The organism is Novacetimonas sp. GS1, assembly GCF_036686925.1.
Taxonomy (GTDB): domain Bacteria; phylum Pseudomonadota; class Alphaproteobacteria; order Acetobacterales; family Acetobacteraceae; genus Novacetimonas; species Novacetimonas hansenii.
In genome coordinates, this window is record NZ_VSZP01000001.1 from 2,098,658 (window position 1) to 2,120,227 (window position 21,570).

The following is a 21,570-nucleotide window of genomic DNA, read 5'->3' on the forward strand; positions in this document are numbered from 1 at the left end:
ACGCCATCTTTTTCAAAGATGGCGCCCTGTGTGCGGTTGCTTACCCGATTGCCATCAGGCTTGCATTACCACCCGCTGCTGTCGTGTTGGTGCTGCGGCACTGTTCCTCCAACAGGAATTCCCGTCTCAGGTCGCCATCTTGCAGCAGGAAGGCGGACGTAATCGCCCCTGCCCCATTGGCAAGGGTGTGCGTGATCGTTCGGAAACTGTCATTGTCGCGGGTGCCAAGTACGACCGCATATGTGTGCTGCCCCACGTCATGAACAGCGTGTACATGTTGTGCGATATGCGTGGGCAGTCCCGACAGCCATGTCGTCTCCCCTTCTGCTCCGGTCACGAACACCGTATTACCACATGACAGTGCCATGGATATGACTGTCAGCAGTTCCCCGCGCGTGCCGCCGCCGATGCACAAGACGTTGCCACGCGGCATGAGGTGATAGAGATTTTCCTCTCCCACCGGACCAGGCAACATCATCTGTGCGCCGACAAGCGGGGCTTTCATCATATCAGCCACATATCGTGCTACCTGGCGTTGCCCGGTTCCCACCAGCCAGTCATGCCATGTCTGCATCATTGCCGGCACCTGTCCGGCGGTCATGCCGCGCGGCAGGGCGATCATCGCGGGGCATTGTGCGACAAGACGCCGCAGGATCAGCGGCCCCCCCCGCCTTTGGTCCCGTTCCTGACAGGCCACGCCCACCAAAGGGCTGTACCCCGACAACTGCGCCAATCGTGTTGCGGTTGATATACAGATTCCCCACGTTCAGGCGTTGCGTCACATGTTCGACCGTGGTTTCGATACGGGTATGCAGCCCCCCCGTCAGGCCATAGCCCAATGCATTGATGGCATCGATGACGGTATCGAGTGTCTGCCGACGGTAACGCAGGACATGTAACACGGGCCCAAAGATTTCTGGCCCAAGGTCAGAGATGGAATCAATCTCGATCAGGGTTGGGGAGACGAAGCTGCCATGGTCGCATTGTGGCGGGGCCTGCACGCGGAACACGGGCGCGCCCTTTGCACGCAGGGCCTCGATATGCGCCTCTATCCCTTTTGCCGCATCGGGCGTGATGACCGGCCCGATGTCGGTGGACAGCATGGCGGGATTGCCAAGTTGCAGTTCGCGCATCGCCCCACGCAGCATCGCCAGCACATGATCGGCGCAGTCTTCCTGCACACACAGGATGCGCAATGCCGAACATCTCTGTCCCGCGCTGTCGAAGGCCGAGGCAACGACATCGGTAACGACCTGTTCCGCAAGGGCGGAGGAATCCACGATCATCGCGTTCTGCCCCCCCGTTTCAGCGATCAGCGGTACGGGCTGTCCCATGCGGCCACGACGGGGTGCAAGCCGCCGGTTGATCGACTGCGCCACCATGGTTGATCCGGTAAACATCACGCCTGCCACCTGTGGCGCTGCAACAAGGGCCGCACCCACATCCCCTGCCCCAGGCAGCAGTTGCAGGACGTCTGTGGGAATGCCCGCCTGATGCAGGATACTGACGGCCTGTGCCGCAATCAGGGGTGTTTCTTCCGCCGGTTTGGCGACGACGCTATTTCCCGCAGCCAGTGCTGCTGCAACCTGTCCCGTAAAGATTGCCAGCGGGAAATTCCATGGGCTGATACATATAACAGGGCCAAGGGGGATATGGGTGGCATTATCGAATTCAGCACGGACCTGAGCCGCATAATAACGCAGAAAATCAACGGCTTCGCGAATTTCGGCAATGGCGTTTGGAAAGGATTTCCCCGCTTCACGCACAATCAGGCCAAGCAGCGCATCGCGGCGTGATTCCATGATGTCCGCCGCGCGCGTCAGTATTTCCGCACGTTCTGTGGGCAGCACCCCGGCCCAGGCCTTGCTACCTGCAACGGCACTGTCCATGACGGCGGGGATGATGGCGATATCGGCGGGGGCCCATGTCCCTACGATGTCACGCCGGTCCGACGGGTTTTCAACATCCAGCGTAAGTCCGGCCGGGATGGATGTGGCAACCATCGGTGCACATGTCCATGAAGGCATCTCCGCCACCAGCCCCGCACCCAGTGCTGCAAGGGTATTTTCATCATTCAGGTCCAGCCCCGCGGAATTACGGCGTTCCGGTGCGAACAGGTCGGGCGGGGCGGTGATCGCCGGATTGGGGGCGCCGAACGGCACGATGCCGTGTGCAATGGCCATAGGGTCCGCCACCAGGGCGGAAACCGGCACGCGTTCATCCCCGATCTGGTTCACAAAGGAGGAATTCGCCCCGTTTTCCAAAAGGCGTCGCACCAGATAGGCCAGTAATGTTTCATGTGTCCCGACAGGGGCATAGATGCGCGCGGGCCGGTCCAGCTTTCCGGGGCCAACGACTTCCTTGTACAAGGGCTCCCCCATGCCATGCAGGCACTGGAATTCATAGGAACCGACATGGAATTCCGGCCCCGCGAGCGTATGTATGGTCGCAAGCGTGCGGGCGTTGTGGGTCGCGAACTGGGGGAATATGACGTCGCGGGCATCAAGCAGCTTGCGCGCGCAGGCGATGTAGCTGATGTCGGTATGGACCTTGCGCGTATAAACGGGGAAATCCTGTACCCCCTCGATCTGCGCCTTCTTGATTTCACTGTCCCAGTAGGCGCCTTTTACCAGGCGCACCATCATGCGATGGCCGGTACGTCGTGCGAGGTCGATTATGAAATCCAGCACGAAGGGCGCACGACGGCCATAGGCCTGAACGACGAAGCCGATGCCGTTCCATCCCTGCAGGGCCGGTTCATGGCACAGCCCTTCCAGCAGGTCGAGCGAGAGTTCAAGCCGTTCACTCTCTTCCGCATCAATGTTCAGGCCGATGTCATACTGCCGCGCCAGAACGGTCAGTTCGATCACCACCGGCAGAAGTTCAGCCATCACGCGTGCGCGCTGCGCCCTGCTGTAACGCGGATGAAGCGCAGACAGCTTGATCGAGATGCCGGGACGTTCATATACATCCGCACCCTGTGCCTGCCTGCCGATTGCATGGATGGCCGTGATATAGTCCTGCCGGTACCGTTCGGCATCGTGTGCCGTCAACGCCGCCTCCCCCAGCATGTCGTAGGAATAGCGAAAGCCCATTGCCTCCAGATTTTCGCTGTTCTTCAGGGCGGATTCGATGGTTTCACCCACGACGAACTGTTCGCCCATCATGCGCATGGCCAGATCGACGGCCTTGCGGATCACGGGTTCGGCGCATCGGCCCACAAGTCCCTTCAGCGCCCGTGCAAGACCGGCTTCTTTGTGTGTTTCCGTTCCCGTCAGGCGTCCCGTCACCAGCAGTCCCCATGCGGCGGCATTGGTAAATAACGGACGGTCGCGCGAAATATGCGCCATCCAGTCGCCTGAGCCGATCTTGTCACGGATCAGGGCATCGCGCGTGGCGCTGTCGGGAATGCGCAGAAGTGCTTCGGCCAGACACATCAAAGCCACCCCTTCGGCCGAGGAAAGGGAGAATTCCTGCACCAGTGCCTCCACCCCACCAGGTGCGCGGTTATGGCGCAATCCCTCGGTCAGGCGTGTTGCAAGTGCGGTTGTATGCGCGCCCTGCGCCGGGGTCAGCGTCGCAGCCGGAGCCAGCGCGGCAATGCACTCACGTTCGGGCCGACGCCACGCATCGGTTATCCGTTGCCGCAGGGGTGAAGGGGCATCCACCGGACCAGAAAACTCTTTGAAAAACACCATGATGAAGATCCCAAGGCAGGCCAGCACATCCGGGAGAAACCCGAGATGATATAATTTCTATATTATAATATACGATCTAAAAATTCATAGCATGTTTTTGCAGCATAATGGCGTGGTCATGCGTCCATCGCGGAAGGCAATGGCAAGCTATTTTCAAATCAACCCGTTGATAACAGGTGATCAGAATTTACGGATTGTCTTGTTTCAGGCAGAGGAAGTTTCCTGAAGCTTTGAGGAAAAGCTTCACCGGGAACTTTCGGTGCCTGTGATTATGGCTGGAGGCCGTTTGGGATGATGTACGGCCCTGATATCGTCAGGACTGTGCGCGCTCGCGGATGACCCGGATGGAAATGTCGGCGGCTTCAAGGATATGTCGCCGCGTCAGATTCGCAACCGCATCGCCATCACGTCGTCGGCAGGCCTGCATGATTTCCGCATGTTCCCTGTCGGTTACAAGCTTGCGCCCCTCAATTTCAAGATGGCTGCGGATATAGCGATTGAGCCGGATATGCAGGTCATCAATCATTTCCAGCAGGCGTGGGCGTTGTGCCGCGACATAGATCGCATTGTGAAAGGCCCGGTTCAGGTCGCCGGAATCATGTTTGCTGGTGGCATTGGCCGCGCCTTCGACAAAGGCGTCATAGGCGTCCTCCACCCGGGCAAGGTCCATGCGTGACATGTGGCTGACGGCGTGACGGGCAGCCATTTCCTCCAGCGAGGCGCGGATTTCGGAATATTCGATGATGTCCTGTTCGGTCATGCCGGTCACCATTGCGCCACGATTGGGCAGGAACGTTACCAGCCCCTCGGCTTCTAGCTGCTTCAGCGCCTCGCGCACGGGAATGATACTGGTGCCAAAACCACCAGCCAATTCTGATTGCGGCAATGCCTGCCCGGCCGGAAGCTGTCCCGTCAGGATGGCATTGCGCAACGCGGCCCCAACCACAATGGACGCGGCACCACGTTTCTGGCCGGTTTCCACATCAAAGATGGCAGATGGCAGCATGCAGATATTTCCCCTCGCAAGATGGTCGTGTCCCCACGCAGGGCAGACGGGGAAATGGCAATCTCCCGGACATAGGCTCCCGGCGCCTCCCCCTCTCCTGCCATGGTGCGGCGGGCAAGTTATACGACAGGAGCCTTGGTATACATTATATATAAAATTATATGATACGCTGCCAATGCCGTCAAAGGGTTTGCCCGCCGTCCGGCCATCTTGCGATTTCAGAACCATGAAATGATTCGAAGAAGGTGTTTCAACCGGCCTTTCAAAGAGAAATAACAGGTTCCTGGGCGATAAGTGTATCTGGCGTCATGGTCATCGGGATACTGGCGGGTGCATCGGGCAATGTCATATTGCGATGTGCGGTATGTTCGCCCCATATGAAAATCAGCCCGGCAAAAATGACCACCGCCATATCGTCGAATGGATGGGGCACAAAGCCATATCCCCCAAAGGATCCACTGGCCGAAAGTGCAAGCATGCCCGTGAAATAGGCCAGCACCCATGCGCTACTGCGGATATCTTCGCCTGTATTGCCCATGGCGCGTAACGTGCGAATGGCGAGGAACCCCACCGCAAAAATAAGTTGAACCGATAAAAGCCAAGATAGCGTGTACCATCCTGACCAGAATACGATCAGGCTGGCGATCATGAAGGAAACCGGGCCGATAACCCGGATGCACCTGACCCGGAACGGGCGGACAAGGTCGGGGGCTGCGTGTCGCAATGCGGCGGCGGCAACCGGGGCGAAAGCATAACTCATGATCAGGGCGGATGACACCACGCCAATCAGTGCTTCCCACGATGGAAAAGGCAGCATCCAGAAAAGGCCGAGCCCGAATGTCAGGAAAGCCGCGCGCCGGGGTATGCCATGGCGCGGATCCAGATGCCCAAACCATGAAAGGAAGGTGCCGGAACGCGACCATGCGTAAATGATGCGTGTGGTCGATCCCATATAGATATTGCCCGTGCCAGTGGGGGATACGACCGCATCAATGACAACGGCAAAGCCCAGCCACCCGAGACCCAGCGTGATGGCGATATCATGAAATGGCAGGGGCAGCAGGCGGTCGATACCGGCCCATCCATGTGGTGCAAGCATGCGGGCGGGCACACTTCCGATAAAGGCGACCTGCAGCAGGATATAGACAAAGGCGGCAAGAAAGATCGAAAGCGTCAGGGCGATGGGAATGGTTCGTTGCGGATTGCGGACCTCGCTTGCGACCGCAATGATGGGGGTCAGGCCCAGATAGGCAAAGATGACGCCCCCGACGGAGACGGCGCTTTCCATGCTTTGTCCGCCAAAAGGCATGAAGCCGTATTTCGTGAAATTATCAGGACGGAGAAACAGCAGCAGCACACCAATGACCAGCATTGGCACGACGAATTTGAAGAATGTTATGATATTATTGAATAATGCGAATGTCTTGACACCAGAAATATTCAGCCGCAGCATCCCTGCCAGTACCGCGACCTGCATCCCCCACCCCAAAAGGGTCGGATCCCCTGCCTTGTTGGCTGTAAGTCCGGGGACCCATGATCCCGCATACTGGCGTGCTGCGATGATTTCGATGGAAATCAGGCTGGAATAGGCAATGACGGTAATAAACCCCAGCAATGCACCCAGCAGGGGACCGTGTGCATAGGCCGGATACCGGATCATGCCCCCTGCCTCTGGCAGGGCGGCGGCGAGTTCGCAATAGATCAGCCCCAGAAACAGGACCGCAATCCCGCCCATCAGCCATGAAAGGATACTGGCGGGACCGACAATCGCCGCGACATGCGACGCCGCGAACAGCCAGCCGGACCCGAAAACCGCCCCAAACCCCAGTAATGTCAGATCGAGGAGGGAAAGCGAACGATTGAATGTCGGTGATGGCGGGGCCATGGCGCACTTCCTTGCCGGTTGATGCGTGGCGCACAAGGTCATGGACAGATGTGCGCCGGTGCGGACACTGGATCAGGCGGCGGCCTGTGGCCTTCCATCCACCAGCCGTGTCAGGCCCAGAGGATTGGCGCGCTCCAGTTCAGGGGGCAGAAGGATGTCTGGCAGATCCTGATAACAGACTGGCCGCAAGAAACGTTCAATGGAAGCAGTCCCTACCGATGTGGTGCGGGTGTCCGTGGTGGCGGGGAACGGGCCGCCATGGACCATGGCAGGACTGACCTCTACTCCGGTGGGCCACGCATTGACCACAATGCGTCCTGCCTTGCGTTCGAAAACCGGCAGCAGCATCCGTGCAAAGTCAATGTCGCCGTCATCCATGTGCAAGGTCATGGTCAACTGCCCCTCCAGGCTTTCGGTCAGGGCATGCAGCGTGGTGATGTCGGGACATGAAACCAGAAGCGAGACCGGGCCAAAAACCTCGTGCCGCAGGATGCTTTCACGCATAAAGTCAGCGGCTGTCGTACGTAACAGCATCGGCCGCCCCCGATTGGGTGCCCCGTCATCCGTCCCCTGCCCTACGACCGTGACGCCCGGACATCGCGCCAGCTTCCCCGCCCCTGCATCATAGGCAGCATGGATATCTGGTGTCAGCATCGTCATCGCCGGGCGTGTGGCGATGTCCTGCGCGGCTGTGTGGACAAAGGCCTCGAACGTCTCTCCTTCCAGGGCGATGACAATGCCCGGATTGGTACAGAACTGCCCCACCCCCATGGTCAGGGAACCGACAAATTCCCGCGCCAGTGTTTCCGTGCGTGCGGACAATGCCTGCGGACATAGATAGACCGGATTGATGCTGCCCATTTCCGCGAATACGGGAATGGGCACCGCACGCTGCGCCGCGATTGCCGCAAGGGCCGTCCCCCCGGCGTAAGAGCCGGTAAAACCGACTGACATAATGGCAGGATGCTTTACCAGCCATTCCCCCACCTCATGCCCGATCCCACCCAGCAGGGAGAAAACCCCTTCGTGCAGGGCGCAGTCCTGAATTGCCTGGCGGATGGCGCGCGCCACAAGTTCACTGGTTCCCGGATGTGCGGGATGGGCACGGCAGATCACCGGGCATCCCGCAGCAAGCGCGCAAACCGTGTCACCACCGGCGACAGAGAACGCAAGCGGGAAATTGCTGGCACCGAATACAGCAACCGGCCCCACGCCAATACGGCGCTGGCGCAGGTCGGCGCGCGGCATTGGCGTGCGGTCGGGTAATGCAGGATCAATGCGCGGCTGACTCCATTCCCCCTGCCGCACCAGCGTGGCGAACAGACGTAACTGCCCCATTGTGCGCCCCATCTCTCCGCGCAGGCGTCCTTCGGGCAATGCGGTTTCCGCGCCTGCGCGCGCTATGATGGCATCGGCATTCTTGGCCAGGCAGGATGCGATCCGTTCAAGGAATACCGCACGTTTTTCAAATGACACGGCACGATAGGGATCGAATGCGTCGGACGCCAGACGGCAGGCAGTATCCACATCTGCGGACGTGGCGCAGGCAAAGGCCGGTTCCAGATGTGCGTTCGTTGCGGGATTGATCGCATGGAAATGCGTGTCACCCCCGACATCGCGTTGCCCGATCAGCAAGGTTCCGCTTAATGTCATATTTTCTTTTCCTCCTGTCATATTTTATACCTTTCGTGCATGTGTCCGTCCGAAGCGATCCGGGCGGAAGGGATGCAGGTTCAGCGATATGTCTTCGTCAGTGGCTATGGCTGCCACAATTTCCGCCGTGAATGGCGCAAGTGTCAGGCCCAGATGCTGATGTCCGCACGCGGCGATGATCCCCGGCAGCCCGGGAAGACGGCCGATGGCAGGCAAGTAGTCGGGTAAAGTGGGGCGGCAGCCGACCCAGCGGGAAAAGCCGGACCTGACGGGCAGGCCGATTTTCTGCACCGTATGTTCCAGTTTCTGCCATTTCCTCATGTCAGGTGGTGCATCGGCACGGGTGAATTCAACAAACGTCGAAGCCCGCATCCGTGCTTCAAAGCGCGATACGATGACGGCGTGATCTGCAAAAACCATCGGTGGCCCTTCGGGTATGCCGCCATGGTCCCATTCGATATGATAACCACGTTCCGCGATTAGCGGGGGCGTCCAGCCATGGACGAGGTCGCGCGTCCCCACCCCTGCGGCCATCACGACGATATCAGGCGTAAGGGATGTGCCATCCTGCACGATGACCTGCGCCCCCGACGGGCCGGATGAAACCCGGATGACGCGTTGCTGTCGCAGTTCGCATCCAGTTTCCGCGCGCAGACGGTCCTGCAATATTGTCAGCACCAATCCGGGGTCACGGACCTGACCTGTTCCGCCAAAAGCCAGCCCTGCGCGTGGAATATGACCAAGCAGCGGGATCAGGTTTTCGCGTTCCTGCCGTGTCATGGCACATGCCGTTGCGCTCCCAAGGTCGGACGACATGACCGCACGCATCGCGCGGCGTGGGTCGGTCGTTCCATCCCAAAGCATCAGGTGCCCTTTGTCGATAAGCAGGTCAGGCGCACCAAGATCATCCACCATGCGTCGCCATGCGGGCATGGCGTGCGATAGCAGGTCACGCAGGGCCATGTGTCCGCGTCGCGCCGTGGAAGGTGCGCACGCGCGCACATAGCGCATGCCCCATGGCAGCCATGTACCAATATGCCGCCAGCCGATATCCAGTACCCCACCCGTCAGCGTGAACATGCGCCCCGGTGCGGACAGGAGCATGCGTGGCGAGGCCAGCGGCATCACCTGCTCTGTCGCGATATGCCCCGCGTTTCCCCATGACGCGGCGTCGCGTGCCTCACCCGTATTCAGGACCACGACATAAAATCCCTTCTGTCGCAGGCGCAGCGCACACGAAAGCCCTATGACCCCACCCCCGACCACGACAGCGGATGCAACGCGACCGGATTTTGGGGGCATGGATATTTCGTCCTTTCCAAATCAATACGTATACGATAGACGAAACGATATCGAAATCAAGTGGAGAGTTCCAATGCAGTGGACAGGTGTTTTTCCTGCGGCGACCACGCAGTTCGCCCCGGACTTGTCGATCGATTTTACAGCGACGCAAACAGTTCTGGACAATCTGATTGGCGATGGCGTCCATGGCCTGACGATCATGGGAACATGTGGCGAGAACAATTCGCTGGAACCCGAAGAAAAGCTGAAGGTCCTTGCCGCCGCATGTGAAACGGCAAAAGGGCGTGTGCCCGTGATTGTGGGCGTATCCGAATTGACGACGCCGCGCGCGGTGAAGTTCGCGGCCGATGCCGCACGGATTGGTGCCGATGCGCTGATGGTGCTGCCAGCGATGGTCTATGTCCCCAAGGAAGCGGAGCTTGTCGCCCATCTGAAGGCCGTGGCGGGGGCGTCCGACCTGCCGATCATGTTGTATAACAATCCCACTGCCTATCGCGTGAACATCAGCATGGAGGTTCTGCAAGAGCTGACGGATGTGAAGACGATCGTTGCGGTTAAGGAAAGTTCAGCCAATACGCGTCGCTATACCGATGTGGTCAATGCGTTTGGCGCACGCTATATCATGATGGCGGGGCTGGATGACGTGGCGTTCGAAGGGTTGACCCTGGGGGCTGCGGGATGGATTTCAGGGCTGACAAGCGCATTTCCACAGGAATCGGTCGAGCTGGTGGCGGCATTGAACAGGGGGGATATGGCGCGGGCGCTGGAAATCTATCGCTGGTTCATGCCCTTGCTGCATCTGGATGCGGAACATGACCTGGTGCAGTCGATCAAGCTGGCGGAACAGATCATGGGGCGTGGCAATGAACGCGTCCGTATGCCACGCATGCCCCTGACCGGCGCGCGTCGCGCCGAAGTCACGGCCATGGTGGAAAAAGCGGCCGCCACACGCCCCTGCGCACAATAGGCCACACGCCTGCGTCCGCCGCGTTTACATCAGGGATATGACAATGCGACATACGTTTTTCTGTGTTGATGGGCATACAGCGGGCAATCCCGTCCGCTTGGTCGCGGGCGGGGCACCCTTGCTGCGCGGGACAAGCATGAGCGAGCGGCGTCAGGATTTTCTGACGCGTTTCGACTGGATACGCACCGGACTGTGTTTCGAACCCCGTGGCCATGACATGATGTCCGGCGGTTTCCTGTATCCCCCTACCCGTCCCGATACGGATGGGGGGATATTATTCATTGAAACCAGTGGCTGCCTGCCGATGTGTGGCCATGGCACGATCGGGGTGGTAACATTCGGGCTGGAACATGGGCTGCTGCAACCCCGCAAAGAAGGTGAATTGCGGTTGGAAGTTCCTGCGGGCATAATCGACATCACTTATACACATGCACATAACCGGGTGACGTCTGTCACCATCCGCAATGTGCCGGCATGGGTGGCCAGAACCGGGATTTCCATTGAAGTGCCGGGTTTTGGCCCATTGACGGTGGATGTGGCCTATGGCGGGAATTTCTATGCCATCGTGGAACCGCAGGGCGCATACCATACGCTCGATGAACTTGGCGCACGCCGTATACTTGAACTCAGCCCCGTGATCCGTGATCTGGTGCGCAAGGCCTATACCCCGGTCCACCCGCTTGACCCCACAATCAAGGGGGTCAGCCACGTCCTGTGGGCGGAACCGGGTGAAGATCCCGCACGCCAGGGACGTAATGCCGTGTTCTATGGTGACAAAGCCATTGACCGTAGCCCTTGTGGCACCGGGACATCGGCGCGACTGGCACATCTGTCGCACAAGGGAATCCTTGATCCGGGACAGCCATTCATCCATGAAAGCTATATCCGCAGCCGTTTTACCGGACGTATCGACAGCAAGACGAAAGTAGGCGACCATCAGGCGATCGTTCCGCTGATTACGGGAAGCGCCATTTCAACCGGGTTCAACACGATCTGGATTGATAAGGAAGATGTTTTCAGCAACGGTTTCCAGGTGGTCTGAAACCGGCCATCCGCTGCAGTCCTGACCTTCATCTTGCATAAAGGCCCCCTGTGCATGGGCATCGTACGCCATTCCGCATCGCTGCAGATACGCACCATTGCGGATCAGCTTTACTACCTGATTCGCAAACGTATCCTGCAAGGAGAATTGGCGGAGGGAGAGCCCATACGCCAAGACACGATTGCAGCCGAACTGGGAATCAGCAAGATCCCGCTGCGTGAGGCCCTGGCCCGCCTGGAACAGGATGGCCTGGTCAGGTCACACGTCAATCGCGGTTTCACAGTCAATACACTGAGCGCGGAAGAAGCGGACGAGGTCTTTGCGCTGAGGCTGCAACTTGAACCAACAGCTACCGTAGCAGGAAGCCGGCATGCCACGGCTGCGGATCATGCACATGCGCGCGCCATGCTGGCGGCGGTGGGAAATGCCTGCATGCAGGGTGACGGGGATTGGGGGGAATGTAATCGCGCCTTTCACATGTCCCTGATCCGCCCTGGGGCGGGCACGTTAACCTATACAATGATTGAACGCCTTAATGTCATCGCGGACCGATATGTGCGTTTTCATCTTGGTCCGATGGGGCGACCGGAACAGGCCAACATACAACATGGCAAGATATTGGCGGCCTGGATCGACAGGGATGAAAAGACCCTGTTGAAGCTGTCACGCAACCATATTCGCGATACACATGAGGATCTGCGTAAGGAACTGCCGCGGGCTGGTTCTAAATAATAAGAAATTTTCGGATAACCCACTGAAATACAATAATAAAAACTCTGATCTATGCCTTTTTTCAAGAATTTGACATTTTTCAAAGCGTTTCCAGGACAATATCGACCAACAATATTCATGATTTCAGCGGGTTGTTGGACCTGTTTTTTCCAGCAGCCCCCAAGAAACTGTCGGAAAGATAATTGCAACGCCCTGAAAATTTCGAGGAATCTTTCCCGTGATATCCTCGACAGTTAGCTTTTTCGAAAAATGATTCGGTATTCATTGTTTTTTATCAGGACATTATTCGCAAATCATTCAGTGCTGTTTCAACCTGCGGCACGCCGGATATAACAGCACGAACGGGGCGGAGAGTTCGCCTGACATATCCAATATGATGAAAATAACGGCATATGCATATATTTTATTCCAAATATGCCCTATTTCGCGACATGAATGGAATATTTTATATATAAAAATCGCAATATCATATAATATATGATGTTGCATCTTTGGGCGGATGGTGACATGCTGACGTCTGTCGTTGTACAGATGTGCGCGCAAAGTGGATTGTAAGTAAAAGCTGTAGTTTCGATTCAAGTTATACCGTGATATAATTCCAGAGCATATGCATGGAATATAATTCATTATAATAATTTCATTTCATTATATAATTATTATATATATGGAATAAATCATTAAAATTCATGGGAATTTTCTTTGCTTATTTTTAAAATAAACAAACATATTCTTAGAACTTTCCGCCGTAAAATGTGTGTTAAATATGCAACGATCTGGGAAATCAATCTCTTTTTTGTCGCGGAATAATGCGGAAACGTATTGATCATATATTATATTTCATGCACGGTATACGATATATTCGATACCAATCGCGGGGTTTAAGGAAACAAAAATAACGAAACACTTTTAATGAAAGCAATTTTCCCACAGAAATCCTGACTTTGAGATGCATAAATCCTCAAAGGGGGAAGCCATACCAATTTCTGCAATATTCCACACATCAGCGATGTCAGGTGATTGTGACGAAAAAGACACTTTGGTCATGTGCCCATATTCGGGGAATACTTTCATATTCATGCGGGTTTCATGTTTTTGTTCTTGGTATTCTAAAATATATACAGAGGGGTTAGGAATAATGCTGTATGAAAACGACCTGTTCCACCGACTGTTAAACCGGGTTGCCGCCATGGGCTGTGATGTGCCCGCGCATGTTGTGACCCTCTCCTGTCCATACGCCCGGTAGGAACACAGACGCATGAGCAACCGTAAAATTTTCTCAGGCCTGCTTTTGATGACAACGGTCCTGTCGGGCGTGTCCTCACATTCGGTCTATGCCGCCACCAGTACGATCCAGACAGGACATGCCACATCGCGGGGCAATATGCGCCCGATGGGCGTGCATGCAGCACATCATACGGCCACGACGCATGATACCGGTCCGGTCCGTTCACGTGCCGCACCTGAATCCCTGTCGGTTTCGGCACATCGCACGGTGCATGGTGCGCACCTGGTTGTTGGCAAGAAACTGCTGGAGGCAGCGCCACCGGGTACCAACCCGATGGCGGCGTTGAACACCATGCCCGGTGTGGATTTCCAGTCCGCCGATGCGCAGGGCATCAGTACGTGGAGTACGCAGATCTTCATGCATGGTTTCCAGCAGCAGGAAATCGGCATGACTCTTGATGGTGTGCCGCTGGGTGAAATGACATATCGAAATTATAACGGTCTGAATCCCGTTCTGGCTGTTTCGTCCGAAAATGTACAGGGCATTGACGTGTCGCAGTCAGCGGGCGCCGAAGATGTGGCGGCGACCAATAATCTTGGGGGTTCCCTGGCGTATACCACTACTGACCCGAGCCATAAGCTCGGCGGCACGGTCAATCAGGGCTTCGGTAGTTTTAATACGTTCCATACATTTGCACGGGTCGATAGTGGTGACCTGAACAGCACCGGCACCCGCTTTTATGCATCCTATATGCGCAATGATCAGGATAAATGGAAAGGGTACGGGGAACAGTTCTATCAGCAGGTCAATGCCAAGCTGGTTCAGCCGATCGGGAATAATAGCTCACTTTCCGCCTATTTCGACTGGAGCGACCTGCATGAACTGGAATATCAGGACATGTCGCCTGATATTCTCAATCATCTCGGCCCCAATGCCGATAATTATTATAATGGCCGGGCAAGCGGTTATATCCGTGCTTATGACGCAGCATTGGCGGCACAGAACAAGGGCGGTGGCTATCCCGCCGGATATGGCAACCTGAGTGATGCGTCGGATGCATCCTATTACGAAGGGGCGACCAACCAGGACGACATCGTAGGCTATCTCAAGGCCGACCTGGCACTGACGGACAAGGTGCGCTGGACCACCACGGCCTATGGTCACGGGGAATCACAGCAGACCACCTGGACCACGCCCTATAGTGGTTCACCCAATGGCTCCCCCCTGAGCGAACTGGTCAAGCAGCCTTCCATCCGGCGCTTTGGCGTGCTGTCGCAGGTCACATATGATATCGCGCATAATCATATTGGTGGTGGCGTCTGGTATGAAAACAATGATTATCAGTCCCCGATGTACCAGTATGCGGAACCCAATGTCGTCAACGGCGTCGTGCAGGGCAACCTTGTCAATCCACTGGGACATTTCAAAGACCCGTTTGCCGAGGTTTTCAACCAGAACTATAACACGAATACCTTCACCGCCTTCGTGCAGGATACATATCGTCCGATCCGTAATCTTGCGCTGCATTTCGGGTTCAAGTCACTGTTGAATACAACACGTGTGGGTGATGGGTATCTGAATCAGGATTATTACGGCAATATCGGTAATATCACGAGTGGCGTCAGCCAGACAATTGCCAAGCCCTTCCTGCCACATATTGGCGTGGACTGGACATTCCTGAAACGTCATGAGCTGTTCATCGACATTTCAGAAAATGTCCATACTTATGCGGAGTCAGGGTTCAAGCTGTCCAACTCGCCGTTTGCGGTGACACAAACCGCCTATAACGATGCGCGCAGCACCCTGCGACCGGAGACAGCGTGGACCTATGCCATCGGTTATCGGTATCATGACCGGTTGCTTGGGGCTTCGGTTTATGCCTATCGCACGAATTTCAACAATCGCTTGCAACAGATTACGTCTGGTCCTGCGGTCAACCCGATTTCCAGTGTTGCCAATGTGGGCGGCGTGACCATGAATGGCGTGGATGCGGCCCTGACGATAACGCCACTGCGTAACCTCGCGATCACCAACAGCGTCAGCTACAACCATGCCGTTTATGACGATAACATTACGGATTCCAACGGCACACATGCCACAAAGGGCAAGCAGGTCGTGAATTATCCGCGGTTCATGTACAAGGCACGGCTGTCCTATGACTGGCGTTCACTCAGTTTCTATATTGATGGAAACTATGTCGGGCAGCGTAATTATGATTATGAGGGAGAATACCGGATTCCGGGTTACTGGCTGTCGAATCTTGGCCTGCAATGGCATGTAAAGAAGACCAGCGATACCGGTCCGCGCCTTGGCGGTTTCCTGCGTGGCCTGACCTTGTCTTTCAACCTGACCAACCTGACCAATACCCGCTATATCGCGACGATGGGGGAAAATGGCAACCCGATGAATGGCGCATCTGCCTATGGTGATCAGTCGATGCTGCTTGGCACGCCACGTATGGCCTTTGGCGCCATCAAGGCCGATTTCTGATTACACAGCATATCGTTACCCCACACCATTGCATGTCCTGTATGGTGTGGGAGAGTAATATGGTTGTTTTATTGAATTTTATAAATAAACATGATGGAAGGTGACATCAGTTTCAGAATATAAAATCCTGAAATTCGCATGATATCTTTTCGGATCTGAAGCGAAAAATATGTAATAAAATATGGAAAACATAAGAATATAAAGAAGATTTACGTTACGATTTTGGACATATGCCATGAAAGGTGGTATCGTTCCCACCACACAGGAACTAACATGATGTCGCCCTTTCCCTGATGGGCAGCAGACGGTTCTGGCGGGCCACAGACGGTCCGTGGCCCACGAAGGATATTTGATGACACAGGATGCCGTTTCTGGCCGAACGCTGAAAAATCGCCATATTGCCATGATCGCCCTTGGTGGTGTCATCGGGGCGGGCCTGTTCGTGGGCAGCAGTTCCGCCATTACCGTGGCCGGCCCGGCGGTTCTGTTGGCATATGCTCTGTGCGGCGGACTGATTATGGTTGTGATGCGCATGCTGGGCGAAATGGTGATGCAGCAACCGGGCCTGGGCTCGTTCGTGGAATATATCCGGCAGGGATATGGCAGCAGGTCCGGGTTTGTCGCGGGATGGATGTACTGGTTTTTCTGGGTGGTCGCAATGGGGAGCGAGGCCATCGCAGGCGGTCTACTGATGCAGGACTGGATCGCATTGCCCATCTGGTTGTTGGCGGTGGGCATTATCCTTGTGCTGATGGCTGTCAACCTGCGGTCGGTGGATGTATTCGGGGAATGTGAATTCTGGCTATCCTTGATGAAGGTCGCAAGCATCATCATGTTCATCGTGATGGGTGTGCTTTTCGTGGGGCATATGTTTGGGCCAGGCATTTCCGTGCGGGCCAATTACCTTGGGCATGCAGGGTTTGCCCCCCACGGGATTACGGCCATACTTGCGGTCATACCGACGATCATGTTCAGCATGATCGGGTCCGAAGTTGCGACGGTGGCGGCTGCGGAATCCGCTAACCCACGTGTGGGGGTTGCCCGTGTGACACGCAGTATCGGTGTCAGGGTCACGGTATTTTACCTGACATCCATCATGCTGCTGCTTGCGATCGTGCCATGGACTGAGGTGACGGCGGGGAAATCTCCCTTCATCGCCGCCATGAATGTCATGGGTGTTCCCGGTGCCGCAACGATCATGCGTGTTGTCGTATTCAGCGCGATCCTGTCATGCCTGAATTCCAGCCTTTACATAACATCGCGTATCCTTGCCGAACTTGCACGTTCAGGCAATGCCCCTGCCCTGCTGGCGCGGCATTCGGCACAGGGGGCCCCGCGGTCGGCCCTGATCGCCAGTACGTTTGCTGGCCTTGTTGTCGCATTCTGCTCCATATTGTCGCCAAACGTGATCTTCTCTTTCCTGCTAAGTTGCAGTGGCGGCGTCATCTTGCTGGTTTATCTGCTGATCGCGGTCAGTTACCTTGTAATGATGTGTCGCAGGAATACTATGGGTCGTATCTGGCAGGGATATGTAAGTATTGGCGGGATCTGCATGGTCTTTGTGGCAATGCTGCTGGATCCGACGGAACGCATGACGGCCATCGCCAGCCTGTTGAATGCCGTGTTTTTTGTCTGTCTTTATGACGGGTGGCAGGTGGTGGCACGTCGCCGTAATCGCGCCAGCACAACATCGGTGGGACAGGGATATCCATAGTCCGTGGAACCGGGTGGCATCAAAAAACATGGGATGCTTTTGGCGGCCTGTCTGAAAATATGGAACCGACACCCCATTGGAATGATAAAATTTTTGCGAAGATTTTTAAAAATCTTCGAAGGTCGCTGTCCAGACGGGGTTGTCATTCCTTACCAATAGGTTGTTTTTAAACAGTCTCTTATGTATCAACAGGGTCGTAAAAACGGCCGCTTATTTTCCGCCGATTCCTTCAGGGGGCGGCAGGCTGGCACGGATTGCAATTGAATAATCTGGCCCCGGGGTTGCACCGGGGGGGCGGATGATATGGCTTGCTTCATGCAGGGCGGCAAAATCCGGCAGATGGGTGGAATCGTACGGTCCCAGCAGGTTCATGTCATAAGCCATGGCCGCTGTATGGCCACTAAGGATCACGCGCCAGTCCAGCCGGTAGCGCAGGCGTGCTCCTGCCCGTGCCAGAATGCCGGTGGTACAGTTGTCTGTCAGGGTATTGTACCATTGTGGATGGCGGATCAGGTCATGGATTGCATCGACATAACTTATGAACAGGCGCTGACGTACCTGTGCCGACAGATTCAGGCGATAAAGATAGACACGTTCGCGCCGGATATCGGTTCGCACGCCGATCAGGTCACGTTCGTCCGCCGTGACATAGAACAGTTCATAATGATGAAAGAAACCGGCAATGGTGGAATAGGCAAAACGTGCCTGCCGCCGGGTTTCTATGGAAATGGCAAGGTGTTGCCCGTCGGTGAAGCCGAAGCTCAGGAAAACATGTGCAATGGAGTCCCCTGCCCAGTAAGAGGTGACGAGGTCAACACTCTGTAACCCGTTAAGGTGATAGGTCGCATCATACCATGCGGGAAGATAGTCATCTGGCGTGCGATACCGAAAATTACGGACATTATGGACATGGACGTCATTACCGTCGCGCCATGCGTCGGCGGGGATGGCATATTCGCGTGCCCATGACCGATCATTGCGCGGCGGGTCGGTGACATACCATACACCCATGCCCCCGACCAATGCCATGCGCAGGATACGCCTGCGGCGCGGCAGGCGTATCCATGCACTACCAAACAGCAGGATGGGAAAAACCAGGGTGCCTCCCACCCGCAGCACGTCCGGCTGAATGGTGGAGTAGTAGACTGCCGCCGCCCCCAGCACACCATACAGGACCAGCGTAATATGACCGCCCCACCTGAGTGCGTTGCGCCAGTTCATTGCCTTGCGGCCTGTACGGACGAACCCTGTGGGGCGGTAGCAGGGTTTTGGGCCAGTTGCAGCAGCAGGATGCGTTGTATTTCGGCGATGGTAAACGGATTGGATTGCGTGGAATGTTCTGAATGGCGTACGATCAGTTCGGATTCCACTCCTGGGATATGGGCGCTTTCATACGACACCACCCCATCATTCGCGTTGGATAGCGGGTTCCCCGTGCCACAGACCGGTATGATGGAATGCGTATGCACATCAGTCATGATCGGGATTGTGGGCAACGTCCGCATGAAGGCGCTGCGTGGGGACATGGCATAGACACTGCCCAATCGTGGTATACGATTGTCAAGACGCGTGCTGTCGCCTGCACCGGTGACAATTTCGCGCGCGGTTTCACTGACCCGCCATGGCAGGCTTGCCATACCGCCAACCAATTGGGCCAGTGACATCCCGGCCAGATAACTGCCATGCTGTGGCGTGGCGATGAAGACGACCCGCTGTATTTCAGGCATCGGGGTCGGAAACATGGTGTCCTTGATCAGTTGCCGCGTGCGGGTATTGAGGTGAAATGTCGAAAGCGGACGTCCCGCCGTTCCATCCCACAGTCTGTCTCCCGGGTTGATAACCAGCATACGCGCCAGCAGCCCCCCCTGGCTGTGTCCCACCAGCGTGATATGTCCCAGTGCGGGATCGGCCTTTGTGCCGCCCAGACTGTCCACCGCCTGGGTGATGGCACGGCGCAGTTGCCATGCGGAATATGGGATGGGGTTGCTGGTGGCGTAGGAAAAGAACCAGAAATCAAAATGATCGCGGATGGTGCGATCTTCCAGAAGATCGTTGACCATGTTGGCCCAGCGATACGGGCTGGAGGCTGTGCCATGGATGAAGACGACGGGCATGTTGCCCGGTCGGTGCGGCGTCATCGCGACCAGTCGTGGTTGCGTCCCATCATAGGTGGTGCCATCAAAGAAACCGCGATATTCCTTGGTCCATAATGCAGTTTCATGCAGGCTGATGGCGCGGGCGGCTGTCTGATCATATGCGGGCGGGATGGAAACGCCGGGAGTGTCATCCATGACATGCACAACCAGACGCCCATGAAGGTGTCCGGTCAGTACCTGCGCGCGTGGATTGCGGATTTCCAACATCATGCTGGTGGGAATCCGCAGGCGGGTGGAAACGTCAAACAGCCTGCCTGTCTGTGTCCCGTCGCCTGTGGCCTCTATTGTGCCATCCTCAGGGCGGCCCAGGGCGGTCAGGGCCTCGCCCAGCCCAGGGGTGCGATAGACATTGCTTATGCCGCTGACGGCAAGTGTGGCCGTCGGTAGGAAACTCTCCAGCAGGCGGCCATGCCAGTGCAGTTGTGCCGGGTCGGCGCCAAGTTCGATATCCCCGAACGGCAGGAGGCGGTTTTGCGTTATGATCGCAACGGGGGCGGGGAATGCCGCCGTCAGGCCAAGATTGTAGAAATCGGCCGCCTGCCGAAAACGTGGATCATAGGGGCTGGGTCCCCCCACCTCTCCGGGTTGGAGGAAGGCGTAGGCATAAACCGCAGCCGCCAGGAAATCGGCCACCCGCCGGTGACGCAGGCCCTGACGGTAGCTGAGTTCCGCCAGTGCAAACAGCATATCTGGCAGTTCATCGCCGGTGCCCTTGCCCGCCAGCCCACGCAGGGTTTCGATCGCGCGATCGGGATGACGCTCCCACAGAGGGGCCAGCCCGTGCCGCCTTAGGACGATCTGCGTATTGGGACCAAGGCCATGCCCCTGTAACGCGGTCAGGCGGGCGTTGTTATAGCTTTTGACAAGGGAAACATGCCGGACCTCAACCGGCCCCGCGCATGCCGCCAGCATCGTCAGGGTAAAAATTGCGGCAGTGCGTGCCAGGCCCTTTATGCGGGGCCGGGAAGGATGGAGATGGCGAGATGAACTATGTTTCATTGCAAAAATCAGGTACCTAAACTGCACTAATGGGAAAAATCCCCTGCGGTCTTCACACTACAACCATTCCTTGCAATGACGCACCATCATTTCATGGCCAATGATCGGACTTCCATGGCGAGGGGCAAGGCTTGAAATATATCTCCCCCGAACCGATATAAAAAATATGCCCAATGATTCCATGGGCATATCCAAAGTGATGATAAACAGGGACGAACCGGATCATGAGTGTTGCCGAAAACCTACGCAAGCTGAGCCCTGAAGACCTTCAGGACATCACAAAGCACGTGGAACAATCCCTTCACCAGCACAAGGCGGAACTGCACAAACAGATTGCCGAACATCTGGGCGCGCTGAAAGGGGAAGTACGGGTCCATGAAAACAAAATCCCGACCTCATGCAAGGTCTATGGGGTTCTGATCCTCGCTGCTGCATCGCTGGCGAGCTATATCTTCGGTCGTAAATCCGCCGACTGAGTTTTTCCCCATTTGGGTGCTGTCCCTGTCATAATCGATGCATGACCTGGCCATGGCAGGGACAGAGCCATCATATGTCACGTGGCACCTGTCCTGGATAAATGACGGTGACAGGCCGTCTGGACAGAAGCTGGTCGCGGGATTTATTATTTTTATATATAAATTATTTCCAAAATAATTCTTCATATATAAGTAATATCATAAGCTGTATTCTTCATGCATGGC

General features: G+C 56.2%; 12 protein-coding genes and 1 pseudogene. 6 read left to right on the forward strand and 7 right to left on the reverse strand.

Annotated elements, in window-relative coordinates:
- Positions 1 to 40: 40 nt before the first annotated feature.
- The 5 genes and pseudogenes from putA to FYB92_RS09485 form a co-directional block, all read right to left on the reverse strand.
- Positions 41 to 3,698: pseudogene (gene putA / locus FYB92_RS09465) on the reverse strand (trifunctional transcriptional regulator/proline dehydrogenase/L-glutamate gamma-semialdehyde dehydrogenase).
- Positions 3,699 to 4,011: 313 nt separating this feature from the next.
- Positions 4,012 to 4,704: a GntR family transcriptional regulator gene (locus tag FYB92_RS09470; protein WP_003619892.1), complete on the reverse strand. Its 693-nt coding sequence runs from the start codon at positions 4,702 to 4,704 to the stop codon at positions 4,012 to 4,014.
- A gap of 262 nt (positions 4,705 to 4,966) precedes the next feature.
- Positions 4,967 to 6,589, reverse strand: a complete 1,623-nt coding sequence (locus tag FYB92_RS09475; protein WP_332828534.1) for an APC family permease — start codon at positions 6,587 to 6,589, stop codon at positions 4,967 to 4,969.
- 72 nt (positions 6,590 to 6,661) lie between these two features.
- Positions 6,662 to 8,242 (reverse strand): aldehyde dehydrogenase (NADP(+)), encoded by a 1,581-nt coding sequence (locus FYB92_RS09480; protein ID WP_332828535.1) that lies wholly within the window; start codon positions 8,240 to 8,242, stop codon positions 6,662 to 6,664.
- A 24-nt stretch (positions 8,243 to 8,266) separates the two neighbouring features.
- Positions 8,267 to 9,544, reverse strand: coding sequence for an FAD-binding oxidoreductase (locus FYB92_RS09485; RefSeq protein WP_332828536.1), 1,278 nt, complete (start codon positions 9,542 to 9,544; stop codon positions 8,267 to 8,269).
- Between the two features lie 73 nt (positions 9,545 to 9,617).
- Here FYB92_RS09485 and FYB92_RS09490 point away from each other — a divergent pair, with 73 nt between their 5' ends.
- From FYB92_RS09490 to FYB92_RS09510, 5 genes are all read left to right on the forward strand, one after another.
- Entirely contained in the window at positions 9,618 to 10,511 is an 894-nt protein-coding gene (locus FYB92_RS09490) for a dihydrodipicolinate synthase family protein (RefSeq protein WP_003619884.1), read from the forward strand.
- Between the two features lie 43 nt (positions 10,512 to 10,554).
- A complete protein-coding gene (locus FYB92_RS09495; protein ID WP_075631994.1) occupies positions 10,555 to 11,553 on the forward strand; it encodes a 4-hydroxyproline epimerase in 999 nt (332 codons plus the stop codon).
- Positions 11,554 to 11,607: 54 nt separating this feature from the next.
- Positions 11,608 to 12,285 carry a GntR family transcriptional regulator gene (locus FYB92_RS09500; RefSeq protein ID WP_075596212.1) on the forward strand — a complete coding sequence of 226 codons (678 nt, stop codon included), beginning with the start codon at positions 11,608 to 11,610 and terminating at the stop codon, positions 12,283 to 12,285.
- A 1,255-nt stretch (positions 12,286 to 13,540) separates the two neighbouring features.
- Positions 13,541 to 16,000 (forward strand): TonB-dependent receptor domain-containing protein, encoded by a 2,460-nt coding sequence (locus tag FYB92_RS09505; RefSeq protein WP_332828537.1) that lies wholly within the window; start codon positions 13,541 to 13,543, stop codon positions 15,998 to 16,000.
- A 352-nt stretch (positions 16,001 to 16,352) separates the two neighbouring features.
- Positions 16,353 to 17,714, forward strand: a complete 1,362-nt coding sequence (locus FYB92_RS09510) for an amino acid permease (RefSeq protein WP_332828538.1) — start codon at positions 16,353 to 16,355, stop codon at positions 17,712 to 17,714.
- 210 nt (positions 17,715 to 17,924) lie between these two features.
- Here FYB92_RS09510 and FYB92_RS09515 read toward each other — a convergent pair whose 3' ends face one another.
- Complete coding sequence (locus tag FYB92_RS09515; protein ID WP_332828539.1) at positions 17,925 to 18,935, reverse strand: DUF4105 domain-containing protein; 1,011 nt, start codon at positions 18,933 to 18,935, stop codon at positions 17,925 to 17,927.
- A complete protein-coding gene (locus tag FYB92_RS09520) occupies positions 18,932 to 20,869 on the reverse strand; it encodes an alpha/beta fold hydrolase (RefSeq protein WP_332828540.1) in 1,938 nt (645 codons plus the stop codon). The genes FYB92_RS09515 and FYB92_RS09520 overlap by 4 nt, the downstream gene beginning before the upstream one ends.
- Before the next feature lie 224 nt (positions 20,870 to 21,093).
- Here FYB92_RS09520 and FYB92_RS09525 point away from each other — a divergent pair, with 224 nt between their 5' ends.
- Complete coding sequence (locus FYB92_RS09525; RefSeq protein ID WP_003619870.1) at positions 21,094 to 21,345, forward strand: hypothetical protein; 252 nt, start codon at positions 21,094 to 21,096, stop codon at positions 21,343 to 21,345.
- Positions 21,346 to 21,570 lie beyond the last annotated feature (225 nt).